16 protein-coding genes and 1 pseudogene are annotated in these 17107 nt (G+C 60.6%); 9 read left to right on the top strand and 8 right to left on the bottom strand.

All coding sequences use genetic code 11. The features are described 5' to 3' along the window. Positions 1-66: 66 nt before the first annotated feature. The 3 genes from PMI28_RS01740 to dinG all read right to left on the bottom strand — a co-directional run bounded on the left by PMI28_RS01740 (position 67) and on the right by dinG (position 6158). Positions 67-1212: an EstA family serine hydrolase gene (locus PMI28_RS01740; RefSeq protein ID WP_007992393.1), complete on the bottom strand. Its 1146-nt coding sequence runs from the start codon at positions 1210-1212 to the stop codon at positions 67-69. 212 nt (positions 1213-1424) lie between these two features. Beyond that, the gene (locus PMI28_RS01745; RefSeq protein ID WP_007992391.1) at positions 1425-3917 is read right to left on the bottom strand and encodes a beta-galactosidase; all 2493 of its coding nucleotides are present in this window, start codon (positions 3915-3917) and stop codon (positions 1425-1427) included. Between the two features lie 96 nt (positions 3918-4013). Further along, positions 4014-6158: an ATP-dependent DNA helicase DinG gene (gene dinG, locus PMI28_RS01750; protein WP_007992389.1), complete on the bottom strand. Its 2145-nt coding sequence runs from the start codon at positions 6156-6158 to the stop codon at positions 4014-4016. Positions 6159-6256: 98 nt separating this feature from the next. Between dinG and PMI28_RS01755 the strand changes: the two genes are divergently transcribed. Beyond that, entirely contained in the window at positions 6257-6721 is a 465-nt protein-coding gene (locus tag PMI28_RS01755) for a CopD family protein (RefSeq protein WP_007992387.1), read from the top strand. Between the two features lie 163 nt (positions 6722-6884). Here PMI28_RS01755 and PMI28_RS01760 read toward each other — a convergent pair whose 3' ends face one another. The 4 genes from PMI28_RS01760 to PMI28_RS01775 all read right to left on the bottom strand — a co-directional run bounded on the left by PMI28_RS01760 (position 6885) and on the right by PMI28_RS01775 (position 9554). After that, positions 6885-7643 carry a hypothetical protein gene (locus PMI28_RS01760; protein WP_007992386.1) on the bottom strand — a complete coding sequence of 253 codons (759 nt, stop codon included), beginning with the start codon at positions 7641-7643 and terminating at the stop codon, positions 6885-6887. Further along, the gene (locus PMI28_RS01765) at positions 7636-7914 is read right to left on the bottom strand and encodes a DUF1145 domain-containing protein (RefSeq protein WP_007992383.1); all 279 of its coding nucleotides are present in this window, start codon (positions 7912-7914) and stop codon (positions 7636-7638) included. The genes PMI28_RS01760 and PMI28_RS01765 overlap by 8 nt, the downstream gene beginning before the upstream one ends. A gap of 148 nt (positions 7915-8062) precedes the next feature. Further along, entirely contained in the window at positions 8063-8773 is a 711-nt protein-coding gene (locus PMI28_RS01770) for an OmpA family protein (protein WP_007992380.1), read from the bottom strand. Between the two features lie 91 nt (positions 8774-8864). Then, positions 8865-9554 (bottom strand): OmpA family protein, encoded by a 690-nt coding sequence (locus PMI28_RS01775; RefSeq protein ID WP_007992378.1) that lies wholly within the window; start codon positions 9552-9554, stop codon positions 8865-8867. 189 nt (positions 9555-9743) lie between these two features. Between PMI28_RS01775 and PMI28_RS01780 the strand changes: the two genes are divergently transcribed. The 4 genes from PMI28_RS01780 to PMI28_RS01795 all read left to right on the top strand — a co-directional run bounded on the left by PMI28_RS01780 (position 9744) and on the right by PMI28_RS01795 (position 11506). After that, the gene (locus PMI28_RS01780) at positions 9744-10241 is read left to right on the top strand and encodes a DUF6231 family protein (protein ID WP_007992376.1); all 498 of its coding nucleotides are present in this window, start codon (positions 9744-9746) and stop codon (positions 10239-10241) included. A gap of 4 nt (positions 10242-10245) precedes the next feature. Then, positions 10246-10722, top strand: a complete 477-nt coding sequence (locus tag PMI28_RS01785; protein WP_007992374.1) for a YchJ family protein — start codon at positions 10246-10248, stop codon at positions 10720-10722. Between the two features lie 86 nt (positions 10723-10808). Next, positions 10809-11303 (top strand): LEA type 2 family protein, encoded by a 495-nt coding sequence (locus tag PMI28_RS01790; RefSeq protein ID WP_007992373.1) that lies wholly within the window; start codon positions 10809-10811, stop codon positions 11301-11303. Continuing rightward, positions 11300-11506, top strand: a complete 207-nt coding sequence (locus tag PMI28_RS01795; protein WP_007955014.1) for an SEC-C metal-binding domain-containing protein — start codon at positions 11300-11302, stop codon at positions 11504-11506. The genes PMI28_RS01790 and PMI28_RS01795 overlap by 4 nt, the downstream gene beginning before the upstream one ends. A 182-nt stretch (positions 11507-11688) precedes the next feature. Here PMI28_RS01795 and PMI28_RS01800 read toward each other — a convergent pair whose 3' ends face one another. Beyond that, the gene (locus PMI28_RS01800; RefSeq protein ID WP_007992371.1) at positions 11689-12246 is read right to left on the bottom strand and encodes a cysteine hydrolase family protein; all 558 of its coding nucleotides are present in this window, start codon (positions 12244-12246) and stop codon (positions 11689-11691) included. Positions 12247-12440: 194 nt separating this feature from the next. Here PMI28_RS01800 and PMI28_RS01805 point away from each other — a divergent pair, with 194 nt between their 5' ends. The 4 genes and pseudogenes from PMI28_RS01805 to PMI28_RS01820 form a co-directional block, all read left to right on the top strand. Further along, the gene (locus PMI28_RS01805) at positions 12441-14891 is read left to right on the top strand and encodes a penicillin acylase family protein (protein WP_007992369.1); all 2451 of its coding nucleotides are present in this window, start codon (positions 12441-12443) and stop codon (positions 14889-14891) included. Positions 14892-15356: 465 nt separating this feature from the next. Next, positions 15357-16139 carry a transporter substrate-binding domain-containing protein gene (locus tag PMI28_RS01810; RefSeq protein WP_007992367.1) on the top strand — a complete coding sequence of 261 codons (783 nt, stop codon included), beginning with the start codon at positions 15357-15359 and terminating at the stop codon, positions 16137-16139. Between the two features lie 56 nt (positions 16140-16195). After that, entirely contained in the window at positions 16196-16924 is a 729-nt protein-coding gene (locus PMI28_RS01815) for an ABC transporter permease (RefSeq protein WP_007992365.1), read from the top strand. Continuing rightward, a pseudogene (locus PMI28_RS01820) lies at positions 16921-17107 on the top strand (amino acid ABC transporter permease); the annotation flags it as partial. The gene PMI28_RS01815 and the pseudogene PMI28_RS01820, both read left to right, overlap by 4 nt.

Here is a 17107-nt window from a genome sequence, read left to right as displayed (position 1 = left end):
GTATAAACAGACGCTTTGAAACTCAAAAGGCTATCGGGTTCCAGCCCTGGAACCCGATAGCCGCTTTTACAGACAAGTGGCCAGAACCCGCACCAGCTTTTGCGCGCGCGGGTCCATCAAGACGTAAGGTCCCAGGGTATTTGTCACAAATCCGAAGGCCACATCGTGCTCCGGGTCGGCAAAACCAATGGAGCCGCCGGCACCCGGATGGCCAAACGCCCGCGAGCCAAGGCCGAAGGTGGCGTTGGCAACGTCCGGTTGGTCGAGCATGCAACCCAGGCCGAAACGGGTCCGGGTCAGTAAAGTCTTGTCCTCGCCGAGGCTGTGCTCGCGAGTCAACTCATCGAGCATTTCGCTTTCCAGCAGGCTGCCGTCGAGCAGGCCGGCGTAGAAACCGGCCAGGCTGCGGGCATTGCCATGGCCATTGGCGGCCGGCTGCTGCATGCGTCGCCACTCGGGTTTGTTGGTGCTGGTCATGATCGACGGCGGGTTGGTGAACGCCCGGGTCGTCATGGCCGTTGGCTCACGCATGGTCACTTGCAGCAGGCGCTGGGCGGCAGCATCACCGACATTGCCCTTGCCCCGGGCGATGTGGGCCACGCGATAGAACTCTTCATCGGCCAGGCCGACATGGAAATCCAGGCCCAACGGTTTGGCGACCCGCGCCACGATGGATTCACCCGGCCCACGACCATCGGCACGGCGCAGCAATTCACCGACCAGCCAGCCATAAGTGATCGCCGCGTAACCGTGGCCTTCGCCAGGCGTCCACCACGGCGTTTCGGCGGCCAGGGCGTCGACCATGGTTTGCCAGTCGTAAAGGGCTTCGGGGGCCAGTAACTCGCGCAATGCCGGAAGACCGGCCTGATGGCAGAGCAATTGTCGCAGGGTGACGGACTCTTTGCCGGCGGCGGCGAATTCGGGCCAGTAGCGCGCAACCGGGGCATCCAGTTGCAGCTTGCCTTCGGCCACCAGTTGCAGCGCGGTGACCGCGGTAAAGGTCTTGGTGCAGGAGAACAGGTTGGCAATGGTGTCGCTGTGCCAGGCCTCGGCCCCGTCCTTGTCGGCAGTGCCGGCCCACAGATCGACGACGGTTTCGCCACCGACCTGAATGCACAACGCTGCGCCACGCTCCTGGGGATCGTCGAACAGTGCTGCGAACGCCTCTCGCACCGCTTCGAACTTAAGCTCGTAATGACCCTGAATCTGCACCCGCAACTCCCCGGATTAACGCTCTACAAAGTGGCGGGCATTGTTCCAGCCCTTGAGGGTTTTGGGAACAGGGTTGGGCCAGGCGGTTGTGGCGAGGGGGCTTGCCCCCGTTGGAGCGCGCAGCGCTCCCAAACTATTCGGCCATTGCCGAGATTTTGGGGTTGCTACGCAACCCAACGGGGGCAAGCCCCCTCGCCACAGGGTTTCAGCGATTAATGGCCTTTCCCGGAATGCCCACCAGCGCCCTTCCCCGGTCCCTTGCCAGCCTCGGCTTTCCTGCCGCCCTCGGCATCGTGGCTGGCTTTGTCGGCGGCGGCCGCAGCCTTCTCGGCTTCTTTGGCCAATTGCTCGACCGTCGCCAGATTGCTCTTGCGCACGCTGTCGACAAAGCCCTGGAACGGCAGATCAGTGATGCCCACCAACCCGAAGTGACCGTTTTCACCGTCAAGCAGGCGCCCGGTGACCGGTTGATCGAGGTACTGGAACCAATGCACACCAACAATCGACGGCTCGCTCAATGCCTGCTTGAGGAAGTTTGAATACGCCGGACCACGCTCCTCCTCCTTCGCCAATGGCGTGACGCCGCCCCAGAACGGGCCACGATCAGCCGAGCCGAAATTGAATTCGGTGATCAGCACCGGTTTGTCGAGACTGCGCAGCCTGGCGAAGTCGTAACCATCCTGGGGTTGCAGGGTGTACATGTTGAAGCTCAACACGTCGCAATACTGGGCGCAGGACTCCACGGCTTCCGGCGTGCTGATGGCGAAACGGCCGCCGAGCAGCATCTGGTTCGGCGCGTGCCATTTGAGTGAGTCGGAGATGGTCTTGAAATAAGTGTCGGCAAAGACCTTCTGGAAGTATTTGAAGTCGGCTTCGATTTCCGGATGCTCGGCGCTTGGCAACGGCGGCACGAACCCTGGGTCTTCCATCAACTCCCAGGCCGGCAGATCAATGCCCCAGGCTTTCGACAGGCCTGCCTGGTTGCGGTACTTGTCGCGCAGTTGCTTGAGGAACGCACGTTTGGCCGGCACGTCGGTGGTCATTTTCAAAGTGCCATAGGCCAGGGCATAACGGGCTTTCGGGTCATCGCCGGGACCGGCCCAGGCCAGTTCGTTGTCGGCGTAATAACCGATCAGCCACGGATCGTCGCGATGATCGCGGGCGGCAATGGCCACGGCACGTTCGGTGGCCATGGCAAAACGCGGGTCGAACGGGTCGGGCATGCCACCCCACCAGTCGGCACCGGTGCTGATGCTGGCGTAGTCACCGACGATCGATAGCGGCAAGGTGTACGGCACGCGATCAGCATTGCCCAGTACGGGTGCGCTCCAATTGCCAATGGTGTTGAAGCCCCAGGCCTGCAAGCGGTCAAGGGTGTGACTGGCCCAGCGCTGCTCGTCGAACAGCGCCTTGCACGGTTCGGCAGATTTTGGCTCAACGGCTATCGCTACCGTCGCTTCGGTCTTGGCCGCTTCGGCGACGCCGGACTCGGCAGTCGAAGGAACCGGGGGTTGCTCCGCCGCCTTGGCCGCCGTCGCCTCAACCGCATCTGCCTTGGCTGCTGCGGCGACACCAGCCTTGGTATCGCTGCCCTTCGCGCACGGATCGCCATACAGTCGCTGCAAGTTGGCACCGTAGAAGTCATACCAGCGCCCGGCATTGTAGCCGCGCCCTTGATCGGCACCGTTGCCGCCACGGTTGTCGCCTTCGCCGTAGTGGCTGGCGAGTGCTTCGTCAGCCTTGGGCAGGGATTCGAACATCCACTCGCGGCCGGCAACGTAGGTCTGGTTGACATCCGGGGCCACGGTATTGACCCCGAGGGAATAGAACGGGTGCCCTTCCGGCGTCACCAGATACCAGCGACCATCGCGTTTCTCGGTGCGGAAAAAGCCGCTGGCTTTGAATGACGGGCCTTTGCTCAAACCACCGAATTTATCCAGGGAGGACTTTTCGCGCTCGGCCAGCCAGGTTTTCAGTTGCTGCTGCTCCTTGCCAGCGGCACCTTTAAGTTGTTCGTCGCTGCTGACTTTTTCCGGCCATTTGGCCCGGGTCGACTGGCCATATGCATCCACCAGCCCGCCATACACGGCTTGGGTGATCGACTCGCCGTCCTGCACACCAAAGCGCTCCAGCAGGATGCTTTGCGCGGCTTTCGGCTGGTCCATCGACAAAGTCACGGACACCACCTGGCTGCGATCCAGCTCACCGGCGCTACTGGCCAGCAACACACGTTGCCCCTCGACAGTCATCGGCATCGGCGGGCCAGCCTTCATGCCCTGGCTCAGCGGTGATGTCGCTTGCAAAGGCACCAACAGGGTTTGCGCAGGCCCCGCCGGCAGATCGACGCGGCTGACCAGTGTCTTGCCGTCGTTGCTCTGGATGGTTACGTACAGGGTCAAGGCCCAGTTCATCGCGCTCTGGATCCGCAGGCTCATGACGCCCGACTGCGACCAGTCCCAGGCACCGGTTTGCGGGGTCAGGCGCAAAGTCGGCCGGGCGACCGGGTTGAACGTCACCCGGCGCAGCACTTCACCTTCAGGGGTTTGCTCGGCGTTGGACTGCGGCAGGCTGGCGTCCTGAGTCGCCACCTGAACCACGTCGGCGGGGCGCACAAAGTTGAACAGCGTCTGCTGGCTGGCAGGAGCGGCCAACAGCGGTGTTGCGAACAACAGGGCAAAAACGGCAGGCAACGAACGGCAAATCATGAGAACGAAAATCTCCCTAACGACCTTCAATGGGCCAGTGGAAAAGCGATGGCAGAGAGATAGACAACGCGGTGGGCAAAACTGCCCACCGGTGCTTCAGGAAATTTCTCGACGGAACGGCGGCAACGCATTGAGGATGGCTTTGCCATAGCGCTGGGTCACCAGGCGCCGGTCGAGCAAGGTAATGGTGCCGCGGTCTTCTTCGGTGCGCAGCAAGCGCCCGCAGGCCTGGACCAGCTTCAGCGAGGCGTCCGGTACGGAGATTTCCATGAACGGATTGCCGCCCCGGGCTTCGATCCATTCCGCCAGCGCCGCTTCGACGGGATCATCGGGCACCGAGAACGGAATCTTGGCAATGACCACGTGCTCGCAATAGGCACCGGGTAAGTCGACCCCTTCGGCGAAGCTCGCCAGGCCGAACAGTACGCTGGAATCCCCGCCATCGACCCGCGCCTTGTGTTTGTTCAGGGTTTCCTGTTTCGACAGGTTGCCTTGTATGAACACTTGCTTGCGCCAGTCGCGGTCGAGGCCGTCGAACACGTCCTGCATCTGTTTACGCGAGGAGAACAGCACCAGCGTGCCCCGCGAGCCTTCGACCAGTTCCGGCAGATCACGAATGATCGCGGCGGTATGCGCGGCTGCATCACGCGGGTCGGCGTTCAGGTTCGGTACTCGCAGCACACCGGCGTCGGCATGATGGAACGGACTTGGCACCACCGCCGTCACGGCTTTTTTCGGCAGGCCGGCGCGCATGCGGAAGCGATCGAAGGTGCCGAGGGCCGTCAAGGTCGCCGACGTCACCAGGCAGCCATACGCCACGTTCCACAGGTTGCGGCGAAGCATTTCCGCCGCGAGGATCGGGCTCGCGTTAACTTCGATGTCGAACAGCGAACCGCTTTCGGCCAGGGTCAGCCAGCGGGCCATGGGTGGGTTGTCTTCCGGGTCTTCGACAGTGAAGGCGGTCCATAGCTCCCAGTTGCCCGAAGAACGCGACAACAGGCTGCCGAACAGCGGGTACCACTCTTCAGCCTGATTGCTGGCGATGCCAATGTTGACCTCGCCGTCCATGCCTTCCTTGAGCAACTCGGTCAGACGGGTGAACAAGTCGGTCAGCCGTGCGAAGCCTTTCTTCAGTTCGATGCCCATTTCACGCATGTGCTCGGGAATCACCCCGCCGACGAATCGGTGGCGCGGGCGCTCGCGGCCTTCAACGTCTTCGCCGGGTTTGAAATCGGCAATCTGCTCGCAGGCGGTGAACATGAACTGCTGCTGGGTCTTGATCTCCCGCGCCAGCTCCGGCACCTGCTCGATCAACTTGCCCAGATCGCCCGGCAACGGGTGCTGGGCCAGCAGTTTGGTGAGGTTCTTGGCGGTGGTTTCCAGCCAGTCGGCGGTGGAGCGCAGGCGCGTGTAATGGGCGAAGTGGCCGATGGCCTTGTCCGGCAGGTGATGGCCTTCGTCGAACACGTAGATGGTGTCGCGCGGGTCCGGCAATACCGCGCCACCACCCAGGGCCAGGTCAGCCAGGACCATGTCGTGGTTGGTGACGATCACGTCGACCTTGCCCATGCCTTCGCGGGCCTTGTAGAAGGCGCACTGGCCAAAATTCGGGCAATGACGGTTGGTGCACTGGCTGTGATCGGTGGTCAGGCGCGCCCAGTCGGCGTCTTCCAGTGCGGTGGACCAACTGTCGCGATCGCCGTCCCACTTATTGCCGGCGAGTTTTTCGATCATGCTGGTGAACAGCTTCTGGCTGGCCTCGTCGACCTCGATCTTGAAACCTTCTTCTTCGAACAGCTGCGCGGTGGCCGTTTGCGCGTGGCCTTCCTGGAGCAGCATGTCGAGCTTGGACAGGCACATGTAGCGCCCGCGTCCCTTGGCCAGGGCGAAGCTGAAATTCAGCCCGCTGTTGCGCATCAGGTCAGGCAAGTCCTTGTAGACGATCTGCTCTTGCAGGGCCACGGTGGCCGTGGCGATCACCAGGCGTTTGCCAGCGGCCTTCGCCGTGGGGATCGCCGCCAGGCTGTAGGCCACGGTCTTGCCGGTACCGGTGCCGGCTTCCACCGCGACAATCGCGGGGTCGCCACTGCGCCGGCCTTCGTCGTCGGTGTCGATGTCACCCAGGACCTTGGCCACTTCGGCGATCATCAGGCGTTGGCCATAACGCGGCTTGAGGCTCTTGGCTTCGAGAAAACGCGAGTAGGCGCCCTGGATCGTGGTTTTGAGTTCGGTGCTGATCATGGATTGTCGGGCGCAAAAAACGCTGGATAAATTTTCAGTGGTTCGGATCGCCGCTATCATACCCCGCTAATTAATCCCGCGCAGAACGGAGTACCCCAATGACACCTTTTAGCCTCATTTATAGCCTGCATCTGCTGGCCGCCCTGGTCTGGGTCGGCGGCATGTTTTTCGCCTGGATGGTCTTGCGTCCCGCGGCGATCACGGCACTGGAGGGCCCTGCCCGGCTGAAGTTGTGGGTAGAAGTGTTTCAAGGTTTTTTCCGCTGGGTCTGGGTGGCGGTGGTGTTGTTGCCGGTCAGCGGTGTGGTCATGCTGAATCTGCACTTCACCGGTTTTGAAAACGCACCGCGCTATGTGCAGGTGATGATGGGGTTGTATGTGGTGATGACCGCGCTGTTTATCCGCATTCACGCGTTGATGCTGCCGGAACTGCGCACAGCCGTGACGGAGCAGAATTGGCCGGCCGGAGCAGCGGTACTGGGGCGGATTCGCCGATTGGTGGGGATCAATCTGTTGGTGGGGTTGGCTGTGGTGGCGATTGCGGCGATTCGGCCGATGTTTTAAATCTACAGCGCTTTTGTGGCGAGGGGGCTTGCCCCCGTTCGGCTGCGAAGCAGTCGTAAAACCAGACACCGCTAACCTTCAGCAGTATTGCGATTATCGGAATTGGGGCCGCTTCGCGGCCCAACGGGGGCAAGCCCCCTCGCCACAGGGATCTCGGTGTTGCTTACATCCGCTGCACAGTCACCGAACCCGCCGCGCCTTCTGGCCCAGGCTGACCATCAGCCCCGGGACGCCCGCTCTTGCCGCCATCGGCCTTGTAAATCAAACAGCCCTTGGCCTTTCCACCCGCGCCCGGTTTACCGCCAGGACCGGCCACGCCGCCGGCACCGCCGGCCACCTGAACCTTGATCCGGTCTGTCGGAAAGTCATGCGGCACCGCCAGTTTGACCAGCGCCCCCGGTGCCCCCGGCTGACCATCACTGCCATCACTGCCATCGGCACCGCGACCCGCCTGCCCCCAAGTGCAGCCCGGCTCCTGGCCGTTAGCCCCATCAAGACCAACGAACCCCGGTGCGCCCGCACCACCGCGAGCATCTACGATCAATTGCGCTGCGTTCAGTGCCTTGATCTGTAAATCAAGGTTGCGTCCGGATCGGGCAGCCTTCTGGTAAGTGCCCGGCGCGCCACGCGCAGTTATCTGGCTGCCTTCGGACAAATCGGCTCGATGAACCTTCAGTGCCAGCGCCTGTTCGCCGGGCACGATGGCGATGCGGGCTTCACGCCCCAGGTGCAATTCACCCACGGTGACTTCGGTCACGTTCGAGGGAATCAGCAAGGTGCCGTAATCGGCCACTTCCAGGCGTTCCAGTTGCAGGGTGCTGGCGGTGTTGGGCAAGCGCATCAGCGAGTTGGGTTCGACACTCACCACCTGTGCGCTGGCCAATGGGCTGATGAGTGCGGCGAGCAGGCAGAGTTTACGCATGGGAAGCCTTCGAAGCGGTGGGGGCAGGAATGGTTTGCAGGTGGAAAACGCCGAACATGACGATCTTCAGGCGATCAAGCCAGGGATGGGCGCGCCCTCGCAGGCTGCGATAGCACAGCAGCGCCTCCAGTAGATGGATGAACCCCAACAGGCCGCCGGCCAGATTGACCAACAGGTGCAGCGGAAAGACGAACGGCGTGAGCAGATTGACCAGCACCACCGACCAGAACAGCAGGGTCAGCAACCGCCCCAGCCCCCATAAGACTTTCATACGCTCCCCCGATGAGAATTATTGTTTGCGCGCACAGTAACGGCTTCCACGCGGGATAAGCCAGAGGGCAATGGAAAAATCTTCATGAAGGCCGCCGAACGGCCGTCACAGCGCTCACAACTGTCGCCCGACGGCTCTATCTCTTGGCTCAGCGGTTTATATGCAGGTCCACGCGACGGTTTTTCGCACGGCCTGCTTCTGTTTCGTTGTCGGCAATCGGCTGACTCTCGCCCTTGCCTTCGCTGGTGACCTTGTTCGGCGCCACACCCTGGCTCAACAGGTATTCCGCTACGCTGCTGGCACGCCGTTCCGACAGGGCCTGGTTATAGGCATCCGCACCGACGCTATCGGTATGGCCGACCACCTTGATGCTGACCACATCGGCATCTTCGAACTTGCTCATCAACGCATCCAGTTGACTCTTGGCCGTCGGGGTCAGGTCGGATTGATTGAAGGCAAACAGCACGTCATCGCTCAGGGTGATGACTTCGGACTGCGCGGGCTCGGACTTGACGCTGTCCGGATACTGCTGCATCGGGCAACCGCGGTGATCGACCGGGGTATTGGCAGGTGTGTCAGGGCAACGGTCACGCCGGTCGAAAACGCCATCGCCGTCTTCGTCGCCATCCTGGGCATAGCAGATCAAGCCACCGGACAAGATACCCAGCGCGGCCCCACCCGCGGCCCAACCGCCACTTTCGATTGCGCCCAGTCCACCACCGACGAGGCCGCCGATGAGACTGCAAATTGGCCAGTTTTGTTGATTGAGGGGGGCAGTGCCGTCGCTGTGAGTCGCGCAGCCGGTCAAGAGGCTGCCAAGTAGTAGAACCGGCAAGACGCTCCTTGTGAGAACTATCATGTTGAAAGCTCCTGTGTAACCGGCCAATACCGGTTACACAGGAGTAAAGACCCGCATCCGCGACTGCACAAGGCGCGGATGCGAGGGGGACTTAACGCTGGATCTTGATTTCCGTACGACGGTTCTGTGCACGACCGTCAGCAGTTTTGTTGTCCGCAACCGGCTGGCTTTCACCGGCACCGACAACCGACACGAAGTTGCTGCGAGGCACGCCTTGCTCGATGAGGTACTCAACCACCGAGTGCGCACGTTTATCTGACAGTTTCTGATTGTAGGTGTCGCTGCCCACGCTGTCGGTATGGCCGGTTACGGTCAGTTGAGCGGTCGGGGCTTCGGCTTTCAAGCGAGTGGCAATCTTGTCGAGTACCAGTTTGTCGGAGGAGGTAAGCGTGGCCTTGTCAAACTGGAAGTGAACATCGCGGATGACGATGGTTTCTTCCTTGACCACAACCGCTTCTTCGACCACAGGTGCTGGTGGTGGGCAACCGTTGGCATCGACATGAACGCCTTTAGGTGTGCCCGGGCACTTGTCGCGACTATCCGGTACACCATCGCCGTCTTCGTCGCCATCACCATGAACCCAGCAATACGCCGCTGCCGTACCGCCAACGAGCAGAGCGCCATACCCTGCCCAAGCCGAGCTTTCGGTCGCACCGAGGCCCGCTCCCACGACACCACCGACCGCCGCACAGGTCGGCCAGTCGGTTTTCTGCAAACCTGCGCAACCAGTCAAGACACTGGTTAGCAGAACCAAAGGTAATGCTGTCCGAACTATGCTCATCTAGTTTTCTCCTGAAGGATCGGCTTGGAACCGATGCAGGTAGTAAAGACCCGAGTTTTAATCTCCGCCAGCAATAGGCCATGCTGTTTATTCACGCATTAACGACGGGTTGGCATCTTTACCGCCAAGCCGCTCTAGGCCAGAGCGTTCGGGCAGGCTAGTCTTGGCGGATCTGATTGAGGATCTTTGATGATTGCAGGTATTTCTTCACGCACGCCGCAGCAGGCACTGGCCGCGTTACTTGACCGATATGCCCCCGCGCGCCTGTTGTTGATCGGCGCCAGCGAGTTCCCGGCGCTGGAGGCTTTCAAACTCGCTCACCCGGACAGCAGCGTCGCTTTCGCCGCCCCCGGCCCATTGCCCGCCGAGTTGGCGGCCTGCCGATTCGACCTGGCCCTGGTGGTCGATTGCCTGGAGCATTTGCCCAAGCGCGACGGCCTGAACCTGCTGGGCGGCATCCGCAACCTCAACGCCAGCCGCATCGCGGTGCTGGCAGATCTGCCGGCCTGTGGCTGGCAAGAGACGGATTTTTTTTCCCTGGCCCTGCAAGCCAGCGAGCGCTTTCAACGCGATGAGCAGGTCTTGACCCTGTTCACCTACGATCTGCTTGAATACAAACAAGTCCCCGACTGGCTCAACTCGCGCTTCTGGGCCAATCCGGAAAACTTCGGGAAATACTGGTGGTAATGCAATGAGTACATCCATTTGCCCTTGCGGCAGCGGCACTCTGCTCGATGCCTGTTGCGGTCATTACCATGCCGGGCACCCGGCGCCATGCGCCGAAGCCTTGATGCGCTCGCGCTACAGCGCCTATGTGCTGGGATTGGTCGATTATCTGGTGGCTACGACCCTGCCCGCACAACAGGCCGGCCTCGACCGTCAATCGATCAGCGACTGGAGCGCGCAAAGTACGTGGCTGGGCCTTGAGGTGGAAAGCTCCGAAGTGCTGGGCGGCCAGCCTGAACATGCCTTCGTGACTTTCACCGCGCGCTGGCACGACAGCAATGGCGAGCACAGCCACCGCGAGCGTTCGTCGTTTGTGCAAAACACCGGTCGCTGGTATTTCATCGACCCGACCGTGCCGCTCAAACTCGGGCGCAATGACGCCTGCCCGTGCGCCAGCGGGCAGAAATTCAAGAAATGTTGCGCGGGGTATTTCAGCAGTTAGGAGATGGAATGGCTGTCCACCAAGCCAGGGCGCCGAAGGCTGCGATCTTTTGGGTCTAGACTGGGGCTCAAGGGAGAAACACCACGATGATCATCCGCCGCAGCGCACTCTATTTGCTCACATTGTTCCTGGCACTCGGACTCGGTGGCTGCGCGTCGTGGTTCGACGACGACTTGCCGGACCCCGAGGTCCATCTGGTGAAAGTCGAGGTGGTCCGCGCCAAAATGCTGGAACAGAAATTCCTCCTGCACTTTCGTATCGACAACCCCAACGACAGTGACCTGACGGTGCGCAGTCTGGAGTACCGCGTTCACTTGGGTGACATTCTGCTGGCCGAAGGCGAGTACGAACACTGGTTCACCATCGGCCCCAGGCACAGCACCTACTTCAAGGTGCCGATCCGCACCAACTTGTGGTCCAAGGTACGGGATCTGGCCAAACTGCTGAAAAAATCCGATCAACCCATTCCCTATCGTCTGGAAGGTGAACTGGAAACCGGTATATTCATCACCCACTACGTGCACCTGGCGCGCAATGGCGTGATAATCGCCGCCGATTTAATTCCGGAGCAACACCGATGACCCAGCAACCCCACGTCCACGGTCCTGATTGCAACCACGATCATGACCATCACCACCATGATCACGACCACGGCCATGTCCACGGTCCGAACTGCGGCCACGCTCACCAGGAACCGGTGCGCAACGCCCTGAAAGACGTCGGCCGCAACGATCCTTGCCCATGCGGCAACGGCAAGAAATTCAAGAAGTGCCACGGCGCCTGATGCTTCGGGCGGACATTGATTTCGCCTGTTGAAACGCCATCGCGAGCAAGCTCGCTCCCACATTATTACGGTGAACACATTTCCCCTGTGGGAGCGGGCTTGCTCGCGAAGACGGTGTGTCAGTAAACAGAGATGCCGGATTTCAGTCCGCTTTCGCGAGCAAGCCCGCTCCCACAGTTTTTTCAGTCAGCCGAGAAAATTGTTGCGCTACTCGTGACCGTCGCATACTCGCCGTGCAAATTCCCCAGCGACATCGCATGCACCTCTTCAGCTGTATGGGCATGGCCGAAAAAATCAGCCTTGTCGAAGGTAAAGCACGCATCCTCGGCCACCCACGTATCAAACCCCAGATTGCCCGCGGTACGCGCCGTGGATTCCACCGAGTTGTGGGTCGCGACGCCCACGATGATCAACTGCCCGATCCCCGCCTCGTGCAACTGCGCCTCCAGCCCCGTTGAACAAAACGCATCCGGCACCTGTTTCTGGATCAAGCGTTCACCGGCCATGGGTTGAAACCGCTGCTGAAACTCCACCCCCGACTGCTGCGGCCAGAACACTGAGTCCACTGAGCGAGACAGATGCTGCACATGGATCACCGGCCGGGCGGTGCGCCGCCAATGGCCGAGCAATTCCAGCATGCGCTCTTCGGCCTGAGGATTATTCCGCCGGCCGAGTCTGGGATGCAGGATGCCTTTTTGTTGATCGATGATGATCAGTGCCGCGTTTGCCTTGAGCTCCATGCCCGTTGTTCTCCAGAATTGTTGTCGGTGTTGCACTTCAGCATCACCCATTGCGACTGGCAAGGCTGCGATCTTTTCGGTTTATCAGACAAATCCTGAAATAACCTTGTACCCCGCTTGCGCGGCCACCTCCCGCTCACTAACGTAGCGCCTTTATTGCGCGCCGCCGCCTCTACCCCCGCAGGAGCTTTGCCATGGCCTCGCCAGCCCTTACTCATTTTCTACCCCGGTTCGGCGTTGCCGCAGCAGTGGCCGGTGTCTTGAGCCTGACCGGTTGTCAGAACTTCAACGCCCAGGACACCCTCCCGCCGACCTCCGGCGTACAACCGCTCAAGGGCCTGGCGCAGAACGTTTCGGTGCGTCGCAATGCCATGGGCATGCCGCTGATCGAAAGCAACAGCTTCCACGACGCACTGTTCACCCTCGGTTACGTACATGCCAGCGACCGCATCACGCAGATGGTCACCCTGCGCCTGCTCGCCCAGGGCCGATTGGCCGAGATGCACGGTGCCGACCTGCTGGATGCCGACCGATACATGCGGGCGGTCAACCTGAAGAAAAGTGCTGGCGAGCTGTACAAGGCCTCTTCGCCGCGCCTCAAGCGTTTCTTCGAAGTCTATGCACGGGGCGTCAACGCCTACCTGTTCCGCTACCGCGACAAACTGCCGGCGGACCTCGCGGCTACCGGCTACAAGCCCGAATACTGGCAGCCGGAAGATTCGGCGCTGATTTTCTGCCTGTTGAACTTCAGCCAGTCGACCAACCTGCCGGAAGAAATTTCCGCGCTGGTGCTAGCCCAGACCGTCACCACCGACAAACTGGCGTGGCTGACGCCGTCGGCTCCCGACGAAAAACTGCCAGTCGCCGAAAGCGAAAAACTGCAAGGCATCAAGCTCAACGGGCAAGTGCCGGGGCTGGCCGAACTCGGCAAGGCCACGGGACAACTGTCGGACCTGAACCTGCTGGGCGCCACCTCGTCGAACAACTGGGCCATCGCCCCGCCACGCAGCCGCAGCGGCAAGAGCCTGCTGGCCAGTGACAGTCACGGACCGCTGGGCGTGCCTTCGTTGTTCAGTTACGTGCAGATTCGCGCACCGAAGTATCAGGCCTCCGGCGTGACCATCGCGGGCCTGCCGATGGTGCTCGGTGGTTTCAACGGTAAAGTGGCGTGGAGCATGGCGTCCGTGATGGGCGACAACCAGGACCTGTTCCTGGAGAAGATCAAGCGCCAGGGCAACGGACTTACCTACGAAAACGCCGGGAAGTGGCAGCCGGCGATCGTGCGCAACGAAACCTATTTCGTCAAAGGCCAGCGGCCAATTCGCGAGGCGGTGTACGAAACCCGCCATGGCCCGCTGCTCAACAGCGCCCAGGGCACCACGCTGGCCAATGGTTTCGGCCTGGCCTTGCAGATGCCGAACTTCACCGACGACAAGACCCTGGACGCGTTCTTCGACCTGTCCCGCGCCCAGAGCGCCGAAAGAGCTTCGGATGCCAGCCGCGAAATCCGCGCCATCGCACTGAACCTGGTGTTTGCCGATGCAAGCCACATCGGCTGGCAAGTCACCGGTCGTTACCCGAACCGCCGCGAAGGCGAAGGTTTACTGCCCTCGCCGGGCTGGGAAGGTCGTTACGATTGGGACGGTTATGCCGACCCGATGCTGCACCCGTACGACCAGGACCCGGCCCAAGGCTGGCTCGGCACCGCCAACCAACGGGTTATCCCCCATGGCTATGGCATGCAGTTGTCCAACTCGTGGGCGGCACCGGAGCGTGGCGAGCGTCTGGCCGAACTGGCCGGCGCAGGCAAACACGACAGCCGCAGCCTGATCGCCATGCAATACGACCAGACGACCACCTTCGCGGCCAAGCTGAAGAAGATGTTCGAAGCACCGGGCATGGCCCAGCCGCTCAAGCAAGCCATGGACGCCCTGCCGGCGGCCGATCGCGCCAAGGCACACGAAGCCTACAGCCGCTTGATGGCGTTCGATGGCAAGCTCAGTCCGACCTCTACCGATGCGGCGATTTACGCGTTGTTCCTGCAGGAAAGCACCCGGCAGATCTTCCTCGATGAACTGGGTCCGGAAAGCGGCCCGGCATGGAAAGCTTTTGTCGCTGACGGCAAGTTGTCCTACGCGGCCCAGGCCGATCACTTGCTGGGGCGTGAGGACAGCCCGTTCTGGGATGACGTGCGCACCGCGCAGAAAGAAGACAAACCGGCCATCCTCGCCCGCAGCCTCACCGCAGCGATCAGCGCCGGCGACAGCCAGTTGGGCGGCGATCACAAAGCCTGGCAGTGGGGCAAACTGCATCGCTATGAGTGGAAAAACAGCAGCGGCCAGACGGTACGCGGACCGCTGCCGGCCGGTGGCGATCACACCACGCTCAACACCGCCGCCTTCGCCTGGGGCCAGGACTTCAACACCACGCTGGCTCCCGCCATGCGCTTTATCGTCGACTTCGGCCAGTCCGAACCGCTGATGGCGCAGAACGGCACCGGTCAATCCGGCAACCCGGCCAGCCCGAACTACCTCAACAGCATCGAACCGTGGCTCAAGGGCCAGTACCTGAGCCTGCCGATGCAGCCGCAGAACTTTGACAATGCCTATGGCAAGGCACGGTTGACGCTGACTCCAGGTAAATAACCTCCACTGTGGGAGCGAGCTTGCTCGCGATTGCACCCTGTCAGTCAACATTGTGGATGACTGACATACCGCTATCGCGAGCAAGCTCGCTCCCACAGGGGTATTTCATCCGCCCATGAAATCCCGATAGAACTTCTTGCCTCGCGCCAACCTTGTTCCGCGGATGTTGCGCTGGCGCAAGGACAAGTCAGTCGACGAAGCAGACAGTTTGATGCCCCTGCAAAACCTGCTCGGCCAAGCCCTCTTCTCATGCCGGAATTTTTTTCTTTTTGAGCCGAATGGGTGCACCCATTTCCCTGCGCCCGTTTTCGTGCATAAATCAGTCTCCGGCCACTCTCCAAGCACCTTTTAAAACGCTTGTTCGGCACACTGGTTCGGAAATTGCTACTTTCAATAGGTCTTACGCTTTCCAGTAACAATAATTCTGCGCCACAAGCGCTCATATTGGTTTTTAGGGATTGAATAATGAAAAAAGCATTGCTGACCCTTTCTGCACTGGCGTTGTGCATGGCTGCCGGCTCCGCCATGGCGAAGGAGTACAAAGAACTGCGCTTCGGCGTTGACCCTTCCTACGCACCGTTCGAGTCGAAAGCGGCCGATGGCAGCCTGGTAGGCTTCGACATCGATCTGGGGAACGCGATCTGCGCCGAACTGAAGGTCAAGTGCAAGTGGGTCGAAAGTGACTTCGATGGCATGATTCCCGGCCTCAAAGCCAATAAGTTCGACGGTGTCATCTCGTCGATGACCGTGACCGAAGCCCGTGAAAAAGTCATCGACTTCTCCAGCGAACTGTTCTCCGGTCCAACCGCCTACGTGTTCAAGAAAGGTTCTGGCGTGACTGAAGACGTTGCCTCGCTCAAAGGCAAGACCGTCGGTTACGAACAAGGCACCATTCAGGAAGCCTATGCCAAAGCCGTTCTGGACAAGGCCGGCGTGAAAACCCAGGCTTACGCCAACCAGGATCAGGTCTATGCCGACTTGACTTCCGGTCGTCTCGATGCAGGGATCCAGGACATGCTGCAAGCCGAACTGGGCTTCCTGAAGTCCCCACAGGGTGCCGACTACGATGTCAGCAAGCCGGTCGACAACGCTTTGCTGCCAGCCAAAACAGCCGTTGGCATTAAGAAAGGTAACACCGAGCTGAAAGCACTTTTGGATAAAGGTATCAAAGCGTTACACGATGATGGCACCTACGCCACCATTCAGAAGAAACACTTTGGCGATCTGAATCTGTACAGCGGCAAATAATGCCCGGCGCCCATCTCGCGATGGGCGCTTTTTTCATCCGATCAGGTTGCTGATTTATGTTCGAAAACCTACTACAAAATCTGGGGCTCTCTGCCTTCAGCCTCAAGGGCTTCGGTCCGCTGCTGATGCAAGGCACCTGGATGACGATCAAGCTCTCGGCGTTGTCGCTGTTGGTCGCCGTACTGCTCGGGCTGCTCGGTGCCAGTGCCAAGTTGTCAAAACTCAAACTGATGCGCGTGCCTGCCCAGCTTTACACCACCCTCATTCGCGGCGTTCCGGACCTGGTCCTGATGCTGCTGATTTTCTACAGCCTGCAAACCTGGCTGACCTCGTTGACTGACTTCATGGAATGGGAATACATCGAGATCAACCCGTTCAGCGCCGGGGTCATCACCCTGGGCTTCATCTACGGGGCGTATTTCACCGAAACCTTCCGCGGCGCGATTCTCGCCGTCCCACGGGGCCAGGTCGAAGCGGCCACCGCCTATGGTCTCAAACGCGGCCAGCGCTTCTGGATCGTGGTGTTCCCGCAAATGATGCGTTATGCCCTGCCGGGTATCGGTAACAACTGGATGGTGATGCTCAAAGCCACCGCCCTGGTGTCGATCATCGGCCTCGCCGATCTGGTCAAGGCGGCCCAGGACGCGGGCAAAAGCAGCTATCAGCTGTTCTACTTCCTGGTACTTGCCGCACTGATCTATCTGGTGATCACCAGCGCGTCCAACTTCATTCTGCGCTGGCTCGAACGTCGTTACTCCGCCGGTACCCGGGAGGCCGTACGATGATCGAACTTCTGCAGGAATACTGGAAACCCTTCCTCTACAGCGACGGCAACAACATCACCGGCCTGGCCATGACCCTGTGGCTGCTCAGCGCGTCGATCTTCATCGGCTTTCTGGTGTCGATCCCGCTGTCCATTGCCCGAGTGTCGCCGCACTTCTACATCCGCTGGCCGGTGCAGTTCTACA

Origin of the sequence: Pseudomonas sp. GM48 (genome assembly GCF_000282335.1) — a bacterium.
In the GTDB taxonomy this organism is placed as follows: Bacteria; Pseudomonadota; Gammaproteobacteria; order Pseudomonadales; family Pseudomonadaceae; genus Aquipseudomonas.
This window is presented reverse-complemented; position numbering and strand designations above follow the sequence as displayed.